Raw genomic sequence first — 18461 nt, 5'->3', positions numbered from 1 at the left:
TCGCCGCGATCGCTCAGAACCCCCGGAAGACGCCCTCGTCGTCGGCCGCGTCGGCGATCTCGTCCCATTCCCGCACGGAACCGGTGAGCGCGTTCTCCACCGCGCCCAGTTGCGCCGCCACCACGCGCAGCCCCTCGTGATCCGGGGTGCCCGGCCGGTAGATCACCAGCAGCGGCATATCCGGCGCGGTGACGGCCGTCTTGTCGGCGACGATCAGCAGCTCGCCCAGCGGCCCGGCGGGCGCTTGCTCGACGACCTGGGCCGCGGTGAGATCGGTGTACGCCGCGTCGTCCACGATGTGGGTGTTCGCGCGCGCACCGGTCACCGACGCGGTGGCGACCACCGCCAGCAGCGCCTGCCACGCCGTCTCGTCGGAGAAATCAGTGCGAACCAACAGCGGGGAATCCACCTGCGGCAGAACCTTCATCGACCAGCCTCCCTGATATCCAGGCCGAGACACTACGGTGTTGCCCGCTCCGTCGCAACGAAAGTCGAGCGCTACGCCGCGGCGCGTATCCGCAACGCGGTCCGGATCATCGGTATCTGCAGCGGCAGCCGTGCGATCGATGCGATCCGAACCAGCTTGGAAGTCTTGGGATTTCGCAGGGAATCGACGGTGAACTGGATATTCGCCGGAAAGACCGCGACGAACAACAATGCCGCCAGCGTGCCGCCGAGCCGGCGAGTGCGCGGCACCGCGAGCGCGGTCGCGACGCCGAGTTCGGCGACGCCGGAGGCGTATGTGTAGGTGCGTGCGCGACCGGGCAATTGCGGCGGCACGATGGAATCGAACGGCTTCGGCGCGGCGAAATGCAGCACGCCCATGCCGAACAGCATGCTGCTGAGAAGTCGTACTCGGCGATCGGCCATGAGGGCAGCATTCCACGCGTGTGCCCCGGCGTCGAGTGCGGCGGACGCCGGTACCATCTGCTTCGTGCCGCAGACGATCGGTGGATCCGGTGTTCGGTGAGAAGCCGTCGCGCGGGCTGCCGCGACTGACCGACCGGCCCGACTACGCCCTGGTGGGGGTGTTGCGGATCCCCGAGATGGAGGCCAGTCCCTGGGCCGCCCTGACCCGGCGGGTCGCGGCGGCGGTGCTCATGCTGGTCGCGTCCACGCTGGTCGTCTATTTCGGACGTGGCGGGTATCACGATGTGAAGGGCACCGAACTGTCGCTGCTGGATTCGGCCTACTACGCGACGGTCTCGCTGTCGACCACCGGCTACGGCGACATCACCCCGATCACCCCGGTGGCGCGGCTTATCAACATCGTGATCATCACGCCGCTGCGCGTGCTGTTCCTGATCGTGCTGGTCGGTACCACCCTGCAGGTGCTCACCGAACGGTCCCGGCAGGCGTTCAAGATTCAGCGTTGGAGGCGCAAGGTGCGAAACCACACCGTGGTCGTGGGATACGGGACGAAGGGGCGCACCGCCGTCGACGCGATGCTCGGCGATCGGGTGCAGCCCGCGCAGATCGTCGTCGTCGACACCGATCCGATCATGTTGAAGGCCGCGGCGAATGCCGGGCTGGTCACCGTGCACGGCTCGGCCACCCAGGCCGATGTGCTGCGGCTGGCCGGCGTGCAGCGCGCGGCGGCGGTGGTGGTGGCGGTGAACCGCGACGACAGCGCGGTGATGGTGACCCTGACCGCACGCGAGCTCAATCCGACCGCCAAGATCGTCGCCTCGATCCGGGAGTCCGAGAACACCCACCTGCTGAAGCAGTCGGGCGCCGACTCGGTGGTGGTCTCCTCCGAGACCGCGGGCCGGTTGCTCGGCATCGCCACCAACGCACCCAACGTGGTCGACATGATCGAGAACCTGCTGACGCCGGAGGAGGGTCTGACCGTGACCGAGCGCGATATCGAGCCCGGCGAGGTGGGGGTGTCACCGCGGCACCTCGGCGACATCGTGCTGGGGGTGGACCGCGCGGGCACCCTCATCGAGGTCGGCGATTCGCGGGTCGACGCGCTCGAGGCCGGCGACAAGTTGCTCTATCTCCGGCGGGCCCATGGCTGAGCCCGGAATGTCCGTGACCGCCGAACCTCCGCTCACCGCCGCCGGTCCGGTGGCCGATGCGCAGTACGCTCGACGGGTGTCTGGATTTCAGCTGAAGGATGTGCCCCTGCTGTCGCGTTCCGCACTCGACCGGGCCGAGACCCTGCGTGACGACGAACAGGCGTTGAAGGAGGGCTGGGCCCAGGCGCGGCTGTTGCGGATGAATCGCCGCGGCCAGATCCGCCTCACCGACGGCGCTCTGGTGCTGGACGAGGCGATCACGCTGGCGGCCGAACCGGTTCCGGAGGCGGTGTTCCTCGGCGTCGACGGCGGCAGCCACATCTGGGCGGTGCGCGACAACGACATCGACGGCCAGCTGGTGGATCTGCGCGCGGTCGGCGAATCCCTGCCCACCGACGACATCAGCCTGGGCCTGCTGACCACCGCCATCGCACTGCTGAACTGGCACGATCGCGCTCGCTTCAGCGCGGGCGACGGTACCGTCACCACGGCGGTGAAGGGCGGCTGGTCCCGGGTCAGCGAGTCCGGGCACGAGGAGTTCCCGCGTATCGATCCCGCGGTCATCTGCCTGGTGCACGACGGTGACGAGCGGGTGCTCCTGGCCCGTCAGCACACCTGGCCGCCGACGATGTTCTCGCTGCTGGCCGGATTCGTGGAGGCCGGGGAATCGCTCGAACGCTGCGTGGCCCGGGAGATCCTCGAAGAGGTCGGCGTGGATGTCCGCGACATCCGCTACCTGGGCAGCCAGCCGTGGCCGCTGCCGCGCTCGCTGATGCTCGGCTTCACCGCCGTCGCCGATCCGCAACAGCCACTTGCCTTCTCCGACGGCGAGATCGCCGAGGCGCACTGGTTCACCCGCGACGAGGTCCGGCACGCGCTGACCCTCGGCGCCTGGGGTTCGGTGACCGGCCGCAGCAGCGCCGGCGCCGAGGAACACAAACTGGTACTGCCCGGCTCGATCTCGATCGCCCGCAGCATCATCGAGGCGTGGGCCGCGCAGTAGCCGGGCACACGAACGGAGGCGGGGCCGAAAGCCCCGCCTCGGATGGTGAACGTGGTGCGTACGCGATCAGCTGATGCCGGCCAGGGCCTGCTTCACCTGCGCGAGGCTGGGATTGGTCGCGGTCGAGCCGTCGCGGTACTTGATGGTCGGTACCACGTGGTTGCCGTTGTTGACGCTGCCGACGAACTCGGCGGCCGCGGGATCTTCCTCGATGTCGACCACGTTGTAGGTGATGCCGGCCTCGTCGAGCTGGGTCTTGAGGCGGCGGCAGTAGCCACACCAGGTGGTCGAGTACATGGTCAGGTCGGTAGCAGTCACGCATCCTGCAACAACCCGGCCGTCGATCGTGTTCCCCCGGCGAGCCGATTCAGTCGTCCGGGTCGTCCAGGTCACCGTCCCAGCCCAGCTGGTCGGCGATCCAGCCGTCGAACTGGATGGACGCCTCCATCCAGCTGGTCATATTGCTGACGAAGAAGTTGAGGTCGACCCGGTTGGGCACGATCAGCTGGTACTCGGTGACCATCCGGACCGTTCCGTCCTCCTGGGTGAGGGTGTAGGCCTTGGGCCACAACGTCTCCCGGTTCCAGGCGTCCAGCGCGCCGAGCAGCACCGGCTTGGCTTCCAGCGGGAAGACCCGGTCGTAATAGGTGCGCATGGCGAACAGCTCGTGCTGGGTGCCACGGAAGATGAAATAGATCCGGAACCCCTCGTAGGGCGCGACGAGATCACCCTCGTCGTCGACCCCGTAGGTCAGGTCCATCCGGTCGAGCAACTCGGCGACGAGGTCCCGGTTCGGTCGCACCAACTGCTTCGCATCGTCGGGCATCGACTGATTCTCCCCCGACACGTCCGCGGCCACCGGTTGTCCCTTCCACTCGGGCTTCGATGACCATCCTGCCGGATCCGCGGCAATCGCCGGTCGCGCCGCCGGTGGGCCGCCGTCGTGTCGGGGGTCGCTGTCATGATGGAGGCCGTGCCCGCCCCGGTCCCCGCCACCCCAGCGCCCCGCCCGCTACCCGCCGGACTCGATCCGGAGCAGGCCGCCGCGGTCCTGGCGCCACGCGGGCCGGTATGCGTTCTCGCAGGTGCGGGCACCGGAAAGACCAGAACCATCACCCATCGCATCGCGAATCTGGTGTCCTCGGGCCATGTCCGGGCCGACCAGGTGCTGGCGGTCACCTTCACCGCGCGGGCCGCCGGCGAGTTGCGCAACCGGCTGCGCGCACTGGGTCTCGGTGGTGAGGCCGCCGCGGTCCAAGCGCGCACTTTCCATGCGGCAGCGTTACGTCAACTGAAGTATTTCTGGCCGCAGATCGTCGGCGATGTGCCGTGGCGATTGCTGGACAGCAAGTTCCAGATCGTGGCGCAGGCCGCCCAGCGCACCGGCCTGCTGCGCTCCGGCGGCGGGGCCGCCGAGAGCGTCCGCGACCTGTCCGGCGAGATCGAGTGGGCCAAGGCGTCGCTGGTGGCGCCGGAGGACTACGCGGCCACGGTGGCCCGGCTGCGCCGCGAGACCCCGTACGACGCGCAGAAGGTGGCCGATGTCTACGCCGGCTACGAGACGCTGAAGAACACCGCCGACGGCCTGCTGCTGGATTTCGACGATCTGCTGCTGCACACCGCCGCCGCGCTGGAGGACTATCCCTCGGTCGCGGAGGAGTTCCGCGGTCGCTACCGATGTTTCGTCGTCGACGAATATCAGGACGTCACCCCGCTGCAACAGCGGGTGCTCGACGCCTGGCTCGGCGATCGCGACGATCTGACCGTCGTCGGCGACGCGAACCAGACCATCTACTCCTTCACCGGCGCGACCCCGGGCTATCTGCTCGACTTCTCCCGGCGCTTCCCGGAGGCGACGGTGATCCGCCTCGAACGCGACTATCGCTCCACGCCGCAGGTGGTCTCGCTGGCCAACCGCGTCATCGGCGCCGCGCGCGGCCGCATCGCGGGCACCCGGCTGCAACTGATCGGGCAGCGCGCCGAGGGGCCCGAGCCCACCTTCGCCGAATTCGACGACGAGCCCGCCGAGGCCGCCGCCGCCGCCCGATCGATCGCCCGCCTGATCGAGCAGGGCGTGCCGGCGGCCGAGATCGCGGTGCTCTACCGCATCAATGCCCAGTCGGAGGCGTACGAGCAGGCGCTCACCGAGGCGGGTATCGCCTATCAGGTGCGCGGGGGAGAGGGCTTCTTCCAGCGGCCCGAGGTGCGGCAGGCGGTGCTGGCGCTGCGTCAGGCCGCGGCCCGCGACGATCTGCCCGATGCCCGCGGCCCGCAGCTGGTCACGCTGGTCCGGGCCGTACTGGCCCGGCTCGGCCTCACCACCGAGGAGCCGGCCGGTCAGCAGGCCCGGGAACGCTGGGCGTTGCTGGTGGCGCTGGTGCAGTTGACCGAGGAGCTGACCGTCGCGGATCCCGAGCTGGATCTGCCCGGCCTGTTGCGCGAATTGGCCACCCGCGCCGAATCCCGGCATCCACCCACCGTGCAGGGCGTCACCCTCGCCTCGCTGCACGCCGCCAAGGGCCTGGAATGGGATGCGGTGTTCCTGGTCGGCCTGGCCGACGGCACCCTGCCCATCGCGCACGTCTTCGGTGAGGGCGGTGCGGTCGCCGACGAGGCCGCGCTGGAGGAGGAGCGCCGCCTGCTGTACGTCGGCGTCACCCGCGCTCGCGAACATCTGCAACTGTCCTGGGCGCTCGCGCGCGCCGAGGGCAGCCGCCGGGTCCGGCGGCGCAGCCGCTTCCTCACCGGTCTGGTCCCGGAGGATTCCCCGGCGTCGCTGGTGGCCCGCCCCGGGGGCGATCGCCGCGGCGAGCAGCGGCGGCTGCCCGGTTGCCGGGTGTGCGGCCGTTCCCTGCTCAACACCACCGATACCTTGCTGGGACGTTGCTCGACCTGTCCGGGTGAGGTGGACACCACGCTGCTGAGCGCATTGCAGGATTGGCGGCGCGACAAGGCGGCGGAGCTGTCGGTGAAGACCTTCGCCGTGCTCAGCGCCAACACGCTCACCGCGATCGCCGAGCAGCAGCCGCTCGACGAGCGGGCCCTGACCGCCATCCCCGGGCTGGGCGCTGCCAAATTGCGGCAGTACGGTCCCGAAATCCTGCGCATCGTGCGATCCAGATATCAGGCGCAAGACCCCAAAACCGCAGGTCAAAAATAAGTTGTGCGATTGTGTAAGCCCGTCTTAGGGTGGGATCACGGACCGGGAACGATTCCCGGTGCGCACAGAGACCATCACGACGAGTTCATGGAGGGAGGCAGACCAATGAACGGCATCACGAACTTCGCACGTGCCGGTGTCTACACCGGCACGCCCGAGATGGCGTTCGTGTCCGTCTCCCGGGGGGTCCTCGCCTTGCAGGGGACCGGTCTGTCGATTGCAAGCGTTATCGGTGCCGAAATGCAAGCGCCGAAGCATGTGATCGAGACGGACAAGCACGCGTGGGGTTGGCACCCGGTAGCCGCGAAAGCGGCCGTCGAGGCCTATGGCGCCGATCAGCCGTTCGGCCCGCAGACCGCCCGCCTCCGCAACGCAAGCCCACCAGTGACCGTGATCAGCAGACGTCGACGAAGTCGACAACGGTAGGGAACACCACCCAGCCTCCTGGCCACGGATCGCTCGAAGCGAAACCGTGGCCATAGTTTTCAAGGCTCTCAGCCACCCGGCACCGGTTTCGCGGAAGACAACGAAACCACCGCTGCAACGAGCTGAAGGAGCAAGACGTGTCCACCGCGACCACTCCTCGCGTGACATGCCGAAACACCGTGACCTCCACTCCCCGTACCCGGGGAGTCGCGCTCACCCTGCCCTGCCGTGTCGGTAACCCCGATCTGTGGTTCGCCGAGACTCCGGCCGAGCTGGAAGAGGCGAAGGCGCTGTGCGCGACCTGCCCGATCCGTTCGGGTTGCCTCCGGGCGGCCCTGGATCGCGCTGAGCCCTGGGGGGTCTGGGGCGGCGAGATCTTCGAACAGGGTGTCGTGATCGCCCGCAAGCGGCCGCGCGGCCGCCCGCGCAAGGTCGCCCTGGTGTGAGCGCCGGGTTCCTGCCCAGGTCACATCACGAGCGTGGCACCCACGCCGGCTATCGTCCCGACTACCGACGAGCCCCGCATCTCTGTCCCGAGATGCGGGGCTCGTTCCGTGTTGCGGGCCGGTCCCGCCGATCAGGCTGCGGGAAAGGCGATCTCGGGCGCCTGCCCGGAATCCAGCAGGAAATATCCGAGGAAGGTCACCCCCTCGTCCAGCGCGTCGAAGCGCGCGATCCGCACGTCACCCGGCTCGTGGAAGACGTCGCCGGGTCCGAGGATCGAGGCCGGCTCGCCGTCGATCTGATAGATCACGGACCCGCTCTCGATACTGCCGAACACCGGCCCGTTGTGGACGTGCAGCCCGGCCGGGACGCCCGGCGCGATCGTGATACGCCGGATCTCGACCCGATGTGCGGTCTGCACCGGCGCCACCGGCTGATCCAGCACGATCACGCGCGAGATCGGCGGAAAGTCCTCGGCGGCACGGCCTTCGAGATATTCGGCGTCGGTCACGGGCTCTCCGGCCTCGGTTTCCCGGCCGTCGTCCGCGATCTCCTCGATCGCGAGGTGGGTCATCGGCTCGGTGGGAGTTGCTCCGTGCCAATGCCATTCGCCGGCCTCGATACGCACGGTATCGCCGACCCGGACCGATTCGACCGCCCCGCCGCGTCGTTGCACCAGACCACTGCCCGCGGTGACGATCAGGGTCTGCCCTGTCGGATGGCGATGCCATACGGTCCGTGCCCCCGGGGCGAACCGGACGCTGTCGATCTGCGTCCGGGACGGCCCTTCCGCCACGGAGATCGAGTCGATCCAAGCCCTGCCGGTGAACCATTCGCCGGGAGCGGCCACCGCGGCCGCGGGGGAGATGCGCATGATGTCGTGATCCTCTTCGCGTGTGGCATCGAATTAGGTTGTCGCAGTGTTGATGTCGTGACCGACTGCATGTGCGGCGAGCAGTGCGAGAATTCCCGCGATCGCCTGATCGAAGACCTCGGCGCTGCCGGCCGCGCGCGCGAGTACATAACCACCCTGGAGCGCGGCGACCAGTGCGGCCGCGGTGGCGGCCGGATCCAGTGGCGGCCGTAGTTCGCCGCACGCGAGCCCCCGGTGGATCTCGTCGGCGAGCCGGTCACGCAGCCAGCCGAGGGTCTCCTCGACCGGTGCGCGCAGTGCGGGGGTGGCCATGACCTCGGGGTCCTGGGTCAGCCCGCCGATCGGACAGCCGCGCAACACCGCACGCTCACGTCGCAGATATCCGGCGAGGCGCTCGACGGCGGTGCCCGGCGCGGACAGTTGCGTCTCGACCGAGGCTCGCATTTCCGCGGCGGTCTTCCGGATGGCCTCCACCGCGAGGTCCTCCTTGCCCGCGAAGTGGTGGTACATGCTGCCCTGGCCCGCACCCGCGCGCTGCTGAATGGTTTTCGGGCTGGTACCGACATAGCCGCGCTCCCACAGCAATTCACGCGTGCTGTCGACCAGTCGATCTCGTGTGCTCACCTCTCGAGTGTACATACTGATAGGTACAGAGACGGGAAAAGGCTACTTCCGCCGCGGATCGGAGTGCCGTGTGGACGAGCCCGGCGAAATCCGGCGGCGGCGCAGGCGCGCGTCGACGCCGACCGGGCCGGGAGGAGCGCGAAAGTTCAGCCGGCCGTGCGGTATTCGGCGTAGCCCGGAACCCAGTCGTACATGAGGCGCATGAAGGGGACCTCGGCGTCGAGCTGGGCGGAGATGCCGATCGAACCCATCAGGACGCGGAAGATCATGGCGTGCTGCGGGGGAAGCTGCAGCGACCACGAGGTGCGGATGTCCGGATCGGAGATGTCGGTGGCCCGGCCCGCCACCCGCCGCATCCAGCTGCGGGTGAAGTGGAAGGTCTCGGTGCGGATCGGGTCGGCGAACGGACGCATGAGATCGGCGATCTCGCGGTGGGTGACCGCGCGGCCGGGCAGCACCCAGCCGTCCTCCTGCATCAGCTCGGTCAGCTCCTCGTAGCGGTCCTCCGCAGCGAGGGCCACCATCCGGCCCAGGATCGGCGGGAAGCCGTCGGGCAGCGCCGCGCAGGCGCCGTAGTCGATGACCGCCAGGCGGCCGTCGGCCAGCATCATGAAATTGCCGGGATGTGGGTCGCCGTGCAGTAGGCCCACGATCGACGGCGAGCTGAAGTCGAATTCGGCCATCAGGGTCGCCACTCGATTACGCAGGTCGCGGGTGCCCTCGGGGTCCTCGATGCCCTGCGCGATGATCGCCGACACCGGGGTGGCGTCGAGCCATTCGGACACCACCACCTTCGGCGCGCTGGCCACCACCTTCGGCACCACGAACTTCGGATGCCCGTCGTAGCCCTTGGCGAAGGCGCGCTGGTTGTTCGCCTCCAGGCGGTAGTCGAGCTCCTCCTCCATACGCTCGGTGAGCTCGGCGATCACCGGTTTCACATCGGAGGCCTGGAGCAGCGAACTGATCATGCCGGTCATCCGGGTGAGGGTCTTCAGGTCCGCGCGCAGCGCCTCGTCGGCGCCGGGGTACTGCACCTTCACCGCGACCTCGCGGCCGTCGGACCACACCGCGCGATGCACCTGGCCGATACTCGCCGAGGCCGCGGGTGTGTCGTCGAATTCCCGGAAGCGTTTCCGCCACGCGGTGCCCAGCTGCTGGTCCAGCACCCGGTGCACGGTGGCCGCGGGCATCGGCGGCGCGGCGGCCTGCAACTTCGTCAGGGCCTCGCGGTAGTGCTCGCCGAACTGCTCGGGTACTGCGGCCTCCATCACCGACAGCGCCTGCCCGAACTTCATCGCGCCGCCCTTGAGCTCACCGAGCACGGTGAACAGCTGCTCGGCGGCCTGCTGGTTGAGCTGGGCGTTTATCTCGTGCCGGTCGCCACCCGCGAGACGACGGCCGAAGCCGACCGCAGCGCGACCAGCGATCCCCAACGGGATCTTGGCCAGCTTCGCATTGCGGGACGATCGGCGGCTCACGATCTCTGACACCCTCCCATCATGGCTGAATAATCACCGAATGTGCCATGCGAAATCGGCCACCCCGAGTATTCGGCCTGCCGATTCACCGCGTGGCCCCGGTCAGCGTGCGGCATCCGCAGGCGCGATGCGGGCGCCAGCGGCGGCTGTGGATCCGATGCGAGTCGGGGTCGAGTTCCAGCGTGGCGTCGAGGGTTTCCGGTGGACGGGCCACTCGGCCCGCGAGGATCACCTCGAGTTCGCGCAGTGCCAGCGCGGCGGTCGCGGTCACCGTCGCGGGTGTGGCGTAACCCACTCTTCCCAGCAACTGCGCGGCCAGATGCGGCCACTGCGCGTCGAGATCGTTCCTGATCAGGTCCGCGCACCGCAGGCAGCTGGTGCCACCGGGCAATACCAGCGGCCCGACGATGCCCCGGCCGTCGCGCACCCGCACCTGCAGATGCGGTATCCGGCGCAGAACCAGATCGCTGACCAGTTGCGGCTCGGGCACCAGCAGATCGGTGAGCACCACCAGGTCCGCACCCCGGATCGCCGCTGCGGCCCCCTCGAGGTCCCGCGTGCGGGTCGGCCGCAGGCCCAGCCGCCGCACCCCGCCGACCACCGCCTCCGACAGTGGCCCGCGCCCGTGCACATGGACCGTCCGCACCCGGGCCTGCCCGGACGCCGGTAGCAACAGCAGCCCGGCCGCGTCGATCTCCGCGAGCAGTTGCAGTGTGACCTCGGGACCGACCCCGAGCCGATCGGCCTGCCACACCACCTCGGGATGACTGCGCAGCCCGTCGAGCAGCCGCAGGAATTCGACCACGACCTCGGGGCGGACCCCCGGCGGTTCGAGTACGACCGCCCCCTCCGGATCCCACCCCAGTTGCACCGCCCCGCCGGGCCGCCGCAACACGGCCACCCGCGGATGCAGCATGGGCCCCTTGGGCCGGAACATCGTCATAACCCGAGTATCCGACCCTCGGGTCCCGCAGGGAAGCTACAGGTCACAGCCGCACACCGTGCTGAGATTCGCACCCGATGCACGACCCGGAGGCCCGTGGATCAGGCCGGTTCGTCGCCGGGCTGCTCGTCCGCGGCGGCACCGGACCCACCGTCTTCACGGTTCTTGCGGTCCCGCTCGGCCTGCTCCCGGGCCTCGGTCTCGGCGAGCTGGGCCAGCGGATCGTCGAACATCCCCGTGCCGCCGCCGACCACGCCGTCGATGAACCCGGCCGGAGTGTCCAGATCATCGGAGGTGGGCAGCAGGTCCGGGTGGGCCCAGATCGCGTCGCGGGCCTCGAGCCCGGCGTCGGTGGTCAGCCGCCGCCACAACGCGGCCGCTTCCCGCAGTTTGCGGGGACGCAACTCCAGGCCGACCAGTGTCGCGAAGGTCTGCTCGGCGGGTCCGCCGGAGGCGCGCCGCCGGCGCAGCGTCTCGGCGAAGGCGCCGGACCCGGGCAGCCGATCGCCGACGGCATCGCCGACCACGACCTCCACCCAGCCCTCGATCAGGGCCAGCAGCGTCTCCAGCCGCTCCAGCGCGGCCTTCTGCTCCGGGGTGGTCTGCGGCTCGAAAGTGCCCTGCGACAACAACTCCTCCAGTTTGGCGGGGTCGGCCAGCGACATCGGATCGAGGTTCTGCGCGGCCTCCTCGATCGCGGAGAAGTCCATCCGGATACCGCGCGCGTAGTCCTCGACCGCGCCGAGCACCTGCTGCCGCAGCCACGGCACGTGCCCGAACAGCCGCTGATGCGCGGCCTCCCGCGCGGCGAGGTAGACCAGCACCTCGCTCTCGGGGCGTTCGAGGCCCTTCGCGAACTCCGAGATCGCGGCCGGCAGCAGCGCGGCGGTACCCGCGGGACCGAGCGGCAGGCCGATATCGGTGGAGGTCAGTACCTCCTTGGCCAGCTGGCCGAGGGCATTGCCCAGCTGCGAGCCGAACGCCATGCCACCCATCTGGCCCAGCATGCCGATCATCGGCGCCGCGAACTCCTTGGCCTCCTCGGGCAGGGTCGAGGTCCACATGCCGGAGACCTGCTCGGCGACCGGATCACACAACCGCTTCCAGGTGGGGACCGTCTCCTCGATCCAGTCGTTCGGCGTCCACGCCACGGTCTTCGATGCGCCGGCGGGCAGGGTGGTGGCCGCGTCGAGCCACAGCTCGGCGAGGTGGGCGGCATCGGCGACGGCACTGCGCGATCCGGCCGAAACCGGTGCGACGGTGGCGCCGAGCTGCTGGCGGGCCAGCCGCTTGGCGAGCTCGTAGTTGACCGGGCCCGATTGGCTGCCCGGCTGGCCCATCGTGGAGAACATCTGGCCCAATGAGGTCAGCATCTGGCCGAGCGCCGACGGATCGAATCCCGCTCCGGAACCACCCATCGGAAATCCGAACGGATTGTTCGCGCCGGAACCGGACCGATCGTCCCGCTTGTCGGGGTCGTCGTCGCGGTTCGAGAAGCCGAAGGGCACGTCGCTCATAGTGCCAACGTTACGCTGGTGCCGTCGGGCCAGCCGCTACTGTGGGCCGGGTGAACCGTCGGATCCTCACCCTGATCGCGGCCTTGTTGCCCATCCTCGTGCTCGGTGTCGTCGGCAGTGCCGTGGAGGTACCTTTCGTCGCGTTGGGGCCTGGTCCCACCTTCAATACGCTCGGCGATGTCGAGGGCAGACAGGTGGTCGACGTACAGGGCGCGCCCGTGGATCCGACGTCCGGAAACCTCAACATGACCACGGTCTCCGTTCGCGACGGGCTGAATATCTTCGAGGCGTTCGGGTTGTGGGCCGACGGCCGGTACGGCCTGGTACCGCGCGCGGAGGTGTACCCGCCCGGAGTGCCGCGCGATCAGGTCGACAAGTCCAATCAGCAGGATTTCAAGGACTCCGAGGACAACGCCGAACTGGCGGCCCTGCACTACCTGAAGTATCCGACCAGGGTGCGGCTGCGGGTGGTCGCCGACGACGGCCCGGCCAAGGGCGTACTCCAGGTCGGCGACGAATTGGTCAGTGTCGCAGGCAAACCCGTCGCGACGTCGCAGGACGTGGTGGACGCGGTCCGGGGCGGGCAGCCCGGCACCTCGGTGCCGATCGTGCTGCGCCGCGACGGCGCCGAACAGACCGTCACCGTGAAACTGGGTGCGCGCCCGGACGATTCGGGCAAGGGCTACCTCGGCGTCACCCCGGAGGAGGCCGCGCAGGGCCCGCTGCGGGTGACCTTCAACCTCGCCGACATCGGTGGCCCGTCCGCGGGCCTGATGTTCAGCCTCGCCCTGATCGACAAGCTCAGCAGCGGAACCCTCAACGGCGGCAAGTTCGTCGCGGGTACCGGCACCATCGACCCGCAGGGCAAGGTCGGCCCGATCGGCGGCATCCAGTACAAGATGATCGCCGCCCACGAGGCCGGCGCGGAGACCTTCCTGGTTCCCGCCGACAACTGCAACGAGGCCAAGCAGCGCGCCCCCGAGGGGCTGCGGCTGGTCAAGGTCGACACCCTGACCACCGCGGTGCAGTCCCTGGAGTCGATCACCGCGGGCCGGGCCACCCCGACCTGCGGATAGCGCTATTCGGGATCCTGCTCGAGGGTGTTGCGCAGCGCGGCGACGATATCGTTCGCCAGATTCGGATAGGTGCGCAGGTCCAGGTCGCCGAACGGATCCTCGTCCTCGTCCGCGGCGGGCCGGACCTGCAGCAGCGCCAGTGAGGTGCCGTCGCGCAGCACACCGGCGAACAGCCGGGCGTCGCGGCGATCGGGGTGGGTGGCGGCGGTGTCGCGGGCCGCGCGCCCGGCCGCGTCGCGATCGGCGAGCACCGGGAACATCGCGTCGTCCAGCGCCTGTTCGGCGTCCGGCGGCAGCACCAGAATCTGCTGTACGAGAACACATCCCGTCACCGACTCGGGCCAGCTGGTGGTGGACAGGAATTCGTCGATCGCCAGTTCGCTGCTGACATCGTCGGGAAACGGCTCCTGCGCGATCGGGGTGAGTTCGGCGCCGTCGTCGAGTTCGTCCTGCAGTGACGGTTCGGCCGCCACCAGATCCAGCGTCGGCACCAGTGCGAACATCTGCGGCGGCCGGTCCCAGCCCTCGGCGTCGGCATATTCCGCGACCTCGCGGATACAGCGGTACAGAGCGGAAGCCGGGTTAGCAAGAGTCACGGGCAGCAACTGTAAGGCCTCCGCCGGAGGGCCGGACACCTACCGCGCCCGGGTTGGTGAGGCATTCGATCGAACGCAAGCCGTTTTACGTAGAGTGGGGCGCGATGGTCCCCTGGGACCACCCCGACATCGGACTGCGGCGTGCAAGTACGGGCGCCGCCGGACCTGGGAGAGTGGCATCGTGGGCATGCGCCCCCCGACAGGCTTACCAACGCTGTCTCGACGCAGCCGGGTGCTGCTTGTGACGGCCCTCGTGCTGGCGGCGTTGCTGCTGGTCGGGCCGCGATTGACCGACGCTTACACCAATTGGCTGTGGTTCGGCGAGGTGGGGTTCCGGCGGGTGTACGGCACGGTCCTGCTGACCCGGATCCTGCTGTTCCTGGTGATCGCCGTCGCCGTGGGCGCGGTGATCTGGCTGGCGATGCTGTTCGCCTACCGGGCCCGGCCGGTGTTCGTGCCGACGGCCGGGCCGAACGATCCGATCGCGCGGTACCGCACCACGGTGATGGGCCGGCTGCGACTGTTCGGTATCGGCATCCCGGGTCTGGTGGGCCTGCTGTGCGGACTGGTCGCGCAGTCGAGCTGGGTGACGGTGCAGTTGTTCCTGCACGGTGGCTCGTTCCACATCAAGGATCCGCAGTTCGGGCTGGACGTCGGTTTCTACGCCTTCGATCTGCCGTTCTACAAGATGGTGCTGAACTGGCTGTTCGTCGCCATCGTGATCGCGTTCTTCGCGAATCTGATCACGCACTACGTCTTCGGCGGTCTGCGGCTGTCCGGCCGGGAGGGCACGCTGACCCGGCCCGCCCGCGTCCAGCTGGCGGTGATCGCCGGGCTGTTCGTGTTGTTCAAGGCGATCGCGTACTGGTTCGACCGGTATTCACTGCTGTCGAGCACCCGCAAGGAGTCCACCTTCACCGGCGGCTCCTACACCGATATCAACGCGGTACTGCCGGCGAAGCTGATCCTGTTGTCGATCGCGGTGATCTGCGCGCTGGCGTTCTTCGCCGGTGTGGTGCTGCGCGACCTGCGGGTGCCGGCCATGGCGGCGGCGCTGCTGGTGCTGTCGTCCATCCTGGTCGGCGCGGTGTGGCCGCTCATCGTGGAGCAGTTCGAGGTGCGGCCGAACGCGGCCACCAAGGAATCCGCCTACATCCAGCGCAACATCACCGCCACCCGGCAGGCGTACGGACTCACCGACGACAAGGTCTCCTACGTCGACTACAAGGGTGTCGAGACGAAGGATCCGTCCACCATCCCGGCGGATCAGCAGACCATCAAGAACATCCGGCTGCTGGATCCGAACCTGTTGACGCAGACCTTCATCCAGCGGCAGCAGTTGCAGAACTTCTACGGATTCCCGGATCCGCTGGACATCGACCGCTACACCATCAACGGCGAGGTCCAGGACTACATCGTGGCCGCGCGAGAACTGGTGCCGCAGAACCTGTCCGGTAACCAGACCGACTGGATCAACAAGCACACCGTCTACACCCACGGCGACGGTTTCGTTGCCGCGCCGGCCAATCGGGTGAACGTCGCGCCGCCGAAGGAGACCCAGCAGGCGGCGACCGGCTCCGGCAGCAGCAATCCGTCGACCGGCGGCTACGGCTATCCGGTGTTCAACCTGGGTGACCAGTCCACGGTCAGTGACCTGTTCACGCCGAAGGACAAGCAGGCCATCAAGGTCGATCAGCCGCGCATCTACTTCGGCGAGATGATCTCCAAGTCGGATGCGGACTATGCGATCGTCGGCGGCAATGCCCAGCCGCCGCGCGAATACGACACCGGCACAGACCAATACACCTACTCCGGCCGCGGCGGCGTGCCGATCGGCAACTGGCTCAACCGATTCGCCTTTGCCGCCAAGTACGCCGAACGCAACATCCTGTTCTCCGGGGCCATCGGATCCGATTCGAAGATCATCTTCAATCGTGATCCGCGGGACCGGGTGGCGCAGGTGGCGCCGTGGCTGACCGCCGACGGCGCCGTCTATCCGGCCGTGGTCGGTGGGCGCATCCTGTGGATCGTCGACGCGTACACCACGCTCGACAACTTCCCCTACGCGCAGCGCACCTCGCTGGACGGCGCCGCGGAGGATTCGATCGACCAGAACACCGGCCGCGTGCTGCCCCGCAAGGAGGTCAGCTACATCCGCAACTCGGTGAAGGCCACCGTCGACGCCTACGACGGCACGGTGACCCTGTACGAGACGGATCCGAGCGATCCGGTCCTGCAGGCGTGGCGCGGGGTGTTCCCCAACACCGTGAAGCCGTCGAGCGCGATCACGCCGGAACTGCGGGCCCACTTCCGCTATCCGGAGGATCTGTTCAAGGTGCAGCGGGAGATGCTGGCCCGCTACCACGTGAACGATCCGCGCGAGTTCTTCACCAACAACGCCTTCTGGTCGGTGCCGAGCGATCCGACCTCGGACGCACCCACGACGGCCCATCAACCGCCGTACTACGTGCTGATGGGCGATCCGAAAACCGGTAAGGCCGCGTTCAAACTGACCAGTGCGATGGTCGGTTTCCGCCGGAACTTCCTGGCGGCCTATATATCCGTGGATTCCGACCCGGACAACTACGGCAAATTCACCGTGCTGAAATTACCTACGGACTCGCAAACCCCTGGCCCCCAACAGGTTCAGACGTCGATGACCACCGACGCCCGGGTGTCGAGTGACCGCACGGTCCTCACCGGCGGCAATACCAACAAGATCAAATATGGCAACCTCCTGACCCTCCCGGTGGGCGACGGCGGCGTCCTGTACGTCGAACCCTGGTATCTGGAACGCAACAGCGGCCCCAACGCCGCCTCCTTCCCCCAGTTGGTGAAGGTGCTGGCCAGCTACGCCGACAAGGTCGGCTACCAGGCCACCCTGGGTGACGCCCTCAACGACGTGAAGGACGGCCTGGGCGGCGGCGCCACCCAGCAACCCGGCCAGCAGTCGGTCCTCCCGCCGAGCGTCCCCGGCGGCGGCACCCAGCCGACCCCGAGCACCCCGACAACCCCACCGATCCTGCCCCCCACCGGCTCCGCCGGCCGCGACGCCGCGGTCAAGGAGATGAACGACGCCCTCAAGTCCGTCCAGGACGCCCAGCACTCCGGCGACCTGGGCCAACTCGGCCGCTCGCTGGAGGTCCTGCAGAAGGCGATCGACGACTACAACAAGACGGGGGGCTAGCGCTCGTCCACCAGGGCGGCTCCGCCGATTCCGGCGGAGCCGCCCTGCTGTGTGGGCAGCGGCACGGTCCCCGGCCTGCTCAGTCGACGAACAGATCGGCGGCCGACGTCGCGGTGAGTGCTCTGTCGACCCAGGCCGCGAGCAGGTCCGCGTCGTGCGTATCGGTGATACGGGCACGGATGTCGTCCGGGACCTCGATGTCGCGACGGTCCAGAATGAGCAGCAGGGTGTGGGCCACGCCCTCGGCAAGGCCCTCGGCGTGGCCTTCGGTCCGCCCCTCATCCCGTGCCGCAGCCCACAGTTGGTTCGCGGTCTTCGAGCGATAGAACATCTCCACGGACACGATCTTCCTCCACAGGTCACCGGCCGGCGAGTCACCGAGGCCGAATTCGGTCAGGTCGGCGAAGTTGTCACCATCTCCGCTGTCGATCTGTTTCATGGCTTTGGCCAGGACTGTCAATATCTCATCGATGCGTGGATCGTCGGCATGGGCGATCGCCGACAGCACCGCCAGCGGGATGTCGTCCGCGGCCGTCTCCGCGTCGGTGATGACGGGTAACTCCGCAGGGCCCAGCACAATCGGGTGTATCACCAGGGTGGCGTGGAACGGGTGGCCGATGGGCGGCAGGGTACGGATCCTGCGAGCGGTCGCCGCGTCGTCGGTGACGACCAGCAGCACCACCGGTAGTTCGTATTTGGTGTGGACGTAGGTCACGTAGTAGGGCCACGTCGCGCTCTTGTCCGGATCATACGAGCGCTGTGCCTCCACCGCGAGAATGAATGTGCCTGCGGCAGTGAGGATTCGCAGCAGCGTGTCCACGCGTCGTTCGATGGGTTCGATGGTCGTGAGGTCGACGGACAGTAGCTCGACCTCGAGCGGATCGGGGAACGGCAGATCCAGTGCGCGCGTGGCGCGGGCGAACATACCGGGGTCGGTCTGGAAGATCCGGTGCATCGCTTCGTGTTGGGAACTGACCATGCCGCCCAAGGTAGCGGCGAAATCTCGAAGATACGTTCGAGTGATTCGACCCAAATGTGCCATCGGAGCGTCGTTTCCGACACTCCGTACGGATTGGTTGCGAAGCCGTTCGTTGTGCTATGCGGATCGGCTA

18 protein-coding genes are annotated in these 18461 nt (G+C 68.4%); 7 read left to right on the top strand and 11 right to left on the bottom strand.

Features of this window, described 5'->3' with window-relative positions:
• Window positions 1-13 precede the first annotated feature (13 nt).
• Together G361_RS45435 and G361_RS0130095 are read right to left on the bottom strand one after the other, a co-directional pair.
• Window positions 14-427: a DUF6924 domain-containing protein gene (locus G361_RS45435; protein ID WP_019930859.1), complete on the bottom strand. Its 414-nt coding sequence runs from the start codon at window positions 425-427 to the stop codon at window positions 14-16.
• Between the two features lie 71 nt (window positions 428-498).
• On the bottom strand, window positions 499-870 hold the full coding sequence (locus tag G361_RS0130095) for a membrane protein (RefSeq protein WP_026343679.1): 372 nt from the start codon (window positions 868-870) through the stop codon (window positions 499-501).
• A gap of 176 nt (window positions 871-1046) precedes the next feature.
• Between G361_RS0130095 and G361_RS0130090 the strand changes: the two genes are divergently transcribed.
• Both G361_RS0130090 and nudC read left to right on the top strand, forming a co-directional pair.
• A complete protein-coding gene (locus tag G361_RS0130090; protein WP_081635694.1) occupies window positions 1047-2021 on the top strand; it encodes a TrkA family potassium uptake protein in 975 nt (324 codons plus the stop codon).
• Window positions 2022-2097: 76 nt separating this feature from the next.
• Complete coding sequence (nudC, locus tag G361_RS0130085; RefSeq protein WP_026343677.1) at window positions 2098-3024, top strand: NAD(+) diphosphatase; 927 nt, start codon at window positions 2098-2100, stop codon at window positions 3022-3024.
• Window positions 3025-3090: 66 nt separating this feature from the next.
• On the opposite strand, the gene G361_RS0130080 is transcribed toward nudC, so the two are convergent.
• Both G361_RS0130080 and G361_RS45430 read right to left on the bottom strand, forming a co-directional pair.
• Window positions 3091-3342 (bottom strand): mycoredoxin, encoded by a 252-nt coding sequence (locus G361_RS0130080; RefSeq protein ID WP_026343676.1) that lies wholly within the window; start codon window positions 3340-3342, stop codon window positions 3091-3093.
• Window positions 3343-3391: 49 nt separating this feature from the next.
• On the bottom strand, window positions 3392-3850 hold the full coding sequence (locus G361_RS45430) for a YbjN domain-containing protein (protein WP_196814660.1): 459 nt from the start codon (window positions 3848-3850) through the stop codon (window positions 3392-3394).
• Window positions 3851-3985: 135 nt separating this feature from the next.
• Between G361_RS45430 and G361_RS0130070 the strand changes: the two genes are divergently transcribed.
• The 3 genes from G361_RS0130070 (at window position 3986) to G361_RS45425 (ending at window position 7056) form a co-directional block, all read left to right on the top strand.
• Complete coding sequence (locus G361_RS0130070) at window positions 3986-6184, top strand: ATP-dependent DNA helicase UvrD2 (RefSeq protein ID WP_019930853.1); 2199 nt, start codon at window positions 3986-3988, stop codon at window positions 6182-6184.
• A gap of 105 nt (window positions 6185-6289) precedes the next feature.
• Window positions 6290-6610 (top strand): hypothetical protein, encoded by a 321-nt coding sequence (locus G361_RS49825; RefSeq protein ID WP_155981854.1) that lies wholly within the window; start codon window positions 6290-6292, stop codon window positions 6608-6610.
• A gap of 179 nt (window positions 6611-6789) precedes the next feature.
• Window positions 6790-7056 (top strand): WhiB family transcriptional regulator, encoded by a 267-nt coding sequence (locus tag G361_RS45425; protein WP_019930852.1) that lies wholly within the window; start codon window positions 6790-6792, stop codon window positions 7054-7056.
• A gap of 131 nt (window positions 7057-7187) precedes the next feature.
• Here G361_RS45425 and G361_RS0130060 read toward each other — a convergent pair whose 3' ends face one another.
• From G361_RS0130060 to G361_RS0130040, 5 genes are all read right to left on the bottom strand, one after another.
• Entirely contained in the window at window positions 7188-7928 is a 741-nt protein-coding gene (locus G361_RS0130060; protein WP_019930851.1) for a cupin domain-containing protein, read from the bottom strand.
• Between the two features lie 33 nt (window positions 7929-7961).
• The gene (locus G361_RS0130055; protein ID WP_026343674.1) at window positions 7962-8552 is read right to left on the bottom strand and encodes a TetR/AcrR family transcriptional regulator; all 591 of its coding nucleotides are present in this window, start codon (window positions 8550-8552) and stop codon (window positions 7962-7964) included.
• Window positions 8553-8698: 146 nt separating this feature from the next.
• A complete protein-coding gene (locus G361_RS0130050; protein WP_019930849.1) occupies window positions 8699-10042 on the bottom strand; it encodes an AarF/ABC1/UbiB kinase family protein in 1344 nt (447 codons plus the stop codon).
• Between the two features lie 73 nt (window positions 10043-10115).
• The gene (locus G361_RS0130045; protein ID WP_019930848.1) at window positions 10116-10973 is read right to left on the bottom strand and encodes a hypothetical protein; all 858 of its coding nucleotides are present in this window, start codon (window positions 10971-10973) and stop codon (window positions 10116-10118) included.
• Window positions 10974-11074: 101 nt separating this feature from the next.
• Window positions 11075-12490, bottom strand: coding sequence for a zinc-dependent metalloprotease (locus tag G361_RS0130040; RefSeq protein ID WP_019930847.1), 1416 nt, complete (start codon window positions 12488-12490; stop codon window positions 11075-11077).
• Between the two features lie 50 nt (window positions 12491-12540).
• On the opposite strand from G361_RS0130040, the gene G361_RS0130035 reads away from it, so the two are divergent.
• Window positions 12541-13566, top strand: a complete 1026-nt coding sequence (locus G361_RS0130035) for a PDZ domain-containing protein (RefSeq protein ID WP_155981851.1) — start codon at window positions 12541-12543, stop codon at window positions 13564-13566.
• 2 nt (window positions 13567-13568) lie between these two features.
• On the opposite strand, the gene G361_RS0130030 is transcribed toward G361_RS0130035, so the two are convergent.
• Complete coding sequence (locus tag G361_RS0130030) at window positions 13569-14162, bottom strand: PPA1309 family protein (protein WP_231387122.1); 594 nt, start codon at window positions 14160-14162, stop codon at window positions 13569-13571.
• 181 nt (window positions 14163-14343) lie between these two features.
• Here G361_RS0130030 and G361_RS0130025 point away from each other — a divergent pair, with 181 nt between their 5' ends.
• The gene (locus G361_RS0130025; protein ID WP_026343672.1) at window positions 14344-17349 is read left to right on the top strand and encodes a UPF0182 family protein; all 3006 of its coding nucleotides are present in this window, start codon (window positions 14344-14346) and stop codon (window positions 17347-17349) included.
• Window positions 17350-17428: 79 nt separating this feature from the next.
• Here G361_RS0130025 and G361_RS0130020 read toward each other — a convergent pair whose 3' ends face one another.
• A complete protein-coding gene (locus G361_RS0130020; protein WP_019930843.1) occupies window positions 17429-18328 on the bottom strand; it encodes a hypothetical protein in 900 nt (299 codons plus the stop codon).
• Window positions 18329-18461: the final 133 nt, after the last annotated feature.

The sequence above is a fragment of the Nocardia sp. BMG111209 genome (assembly GCF_000381925.1).
Lineage (GTDB): Bacteria > Actinomycetota > Actinomycetes > Mycobacteriales > Mycobacteriaceae > Nocardia.
This window is presented reverse-complemented; position numbering and strand designations above follow the sequence as displayed.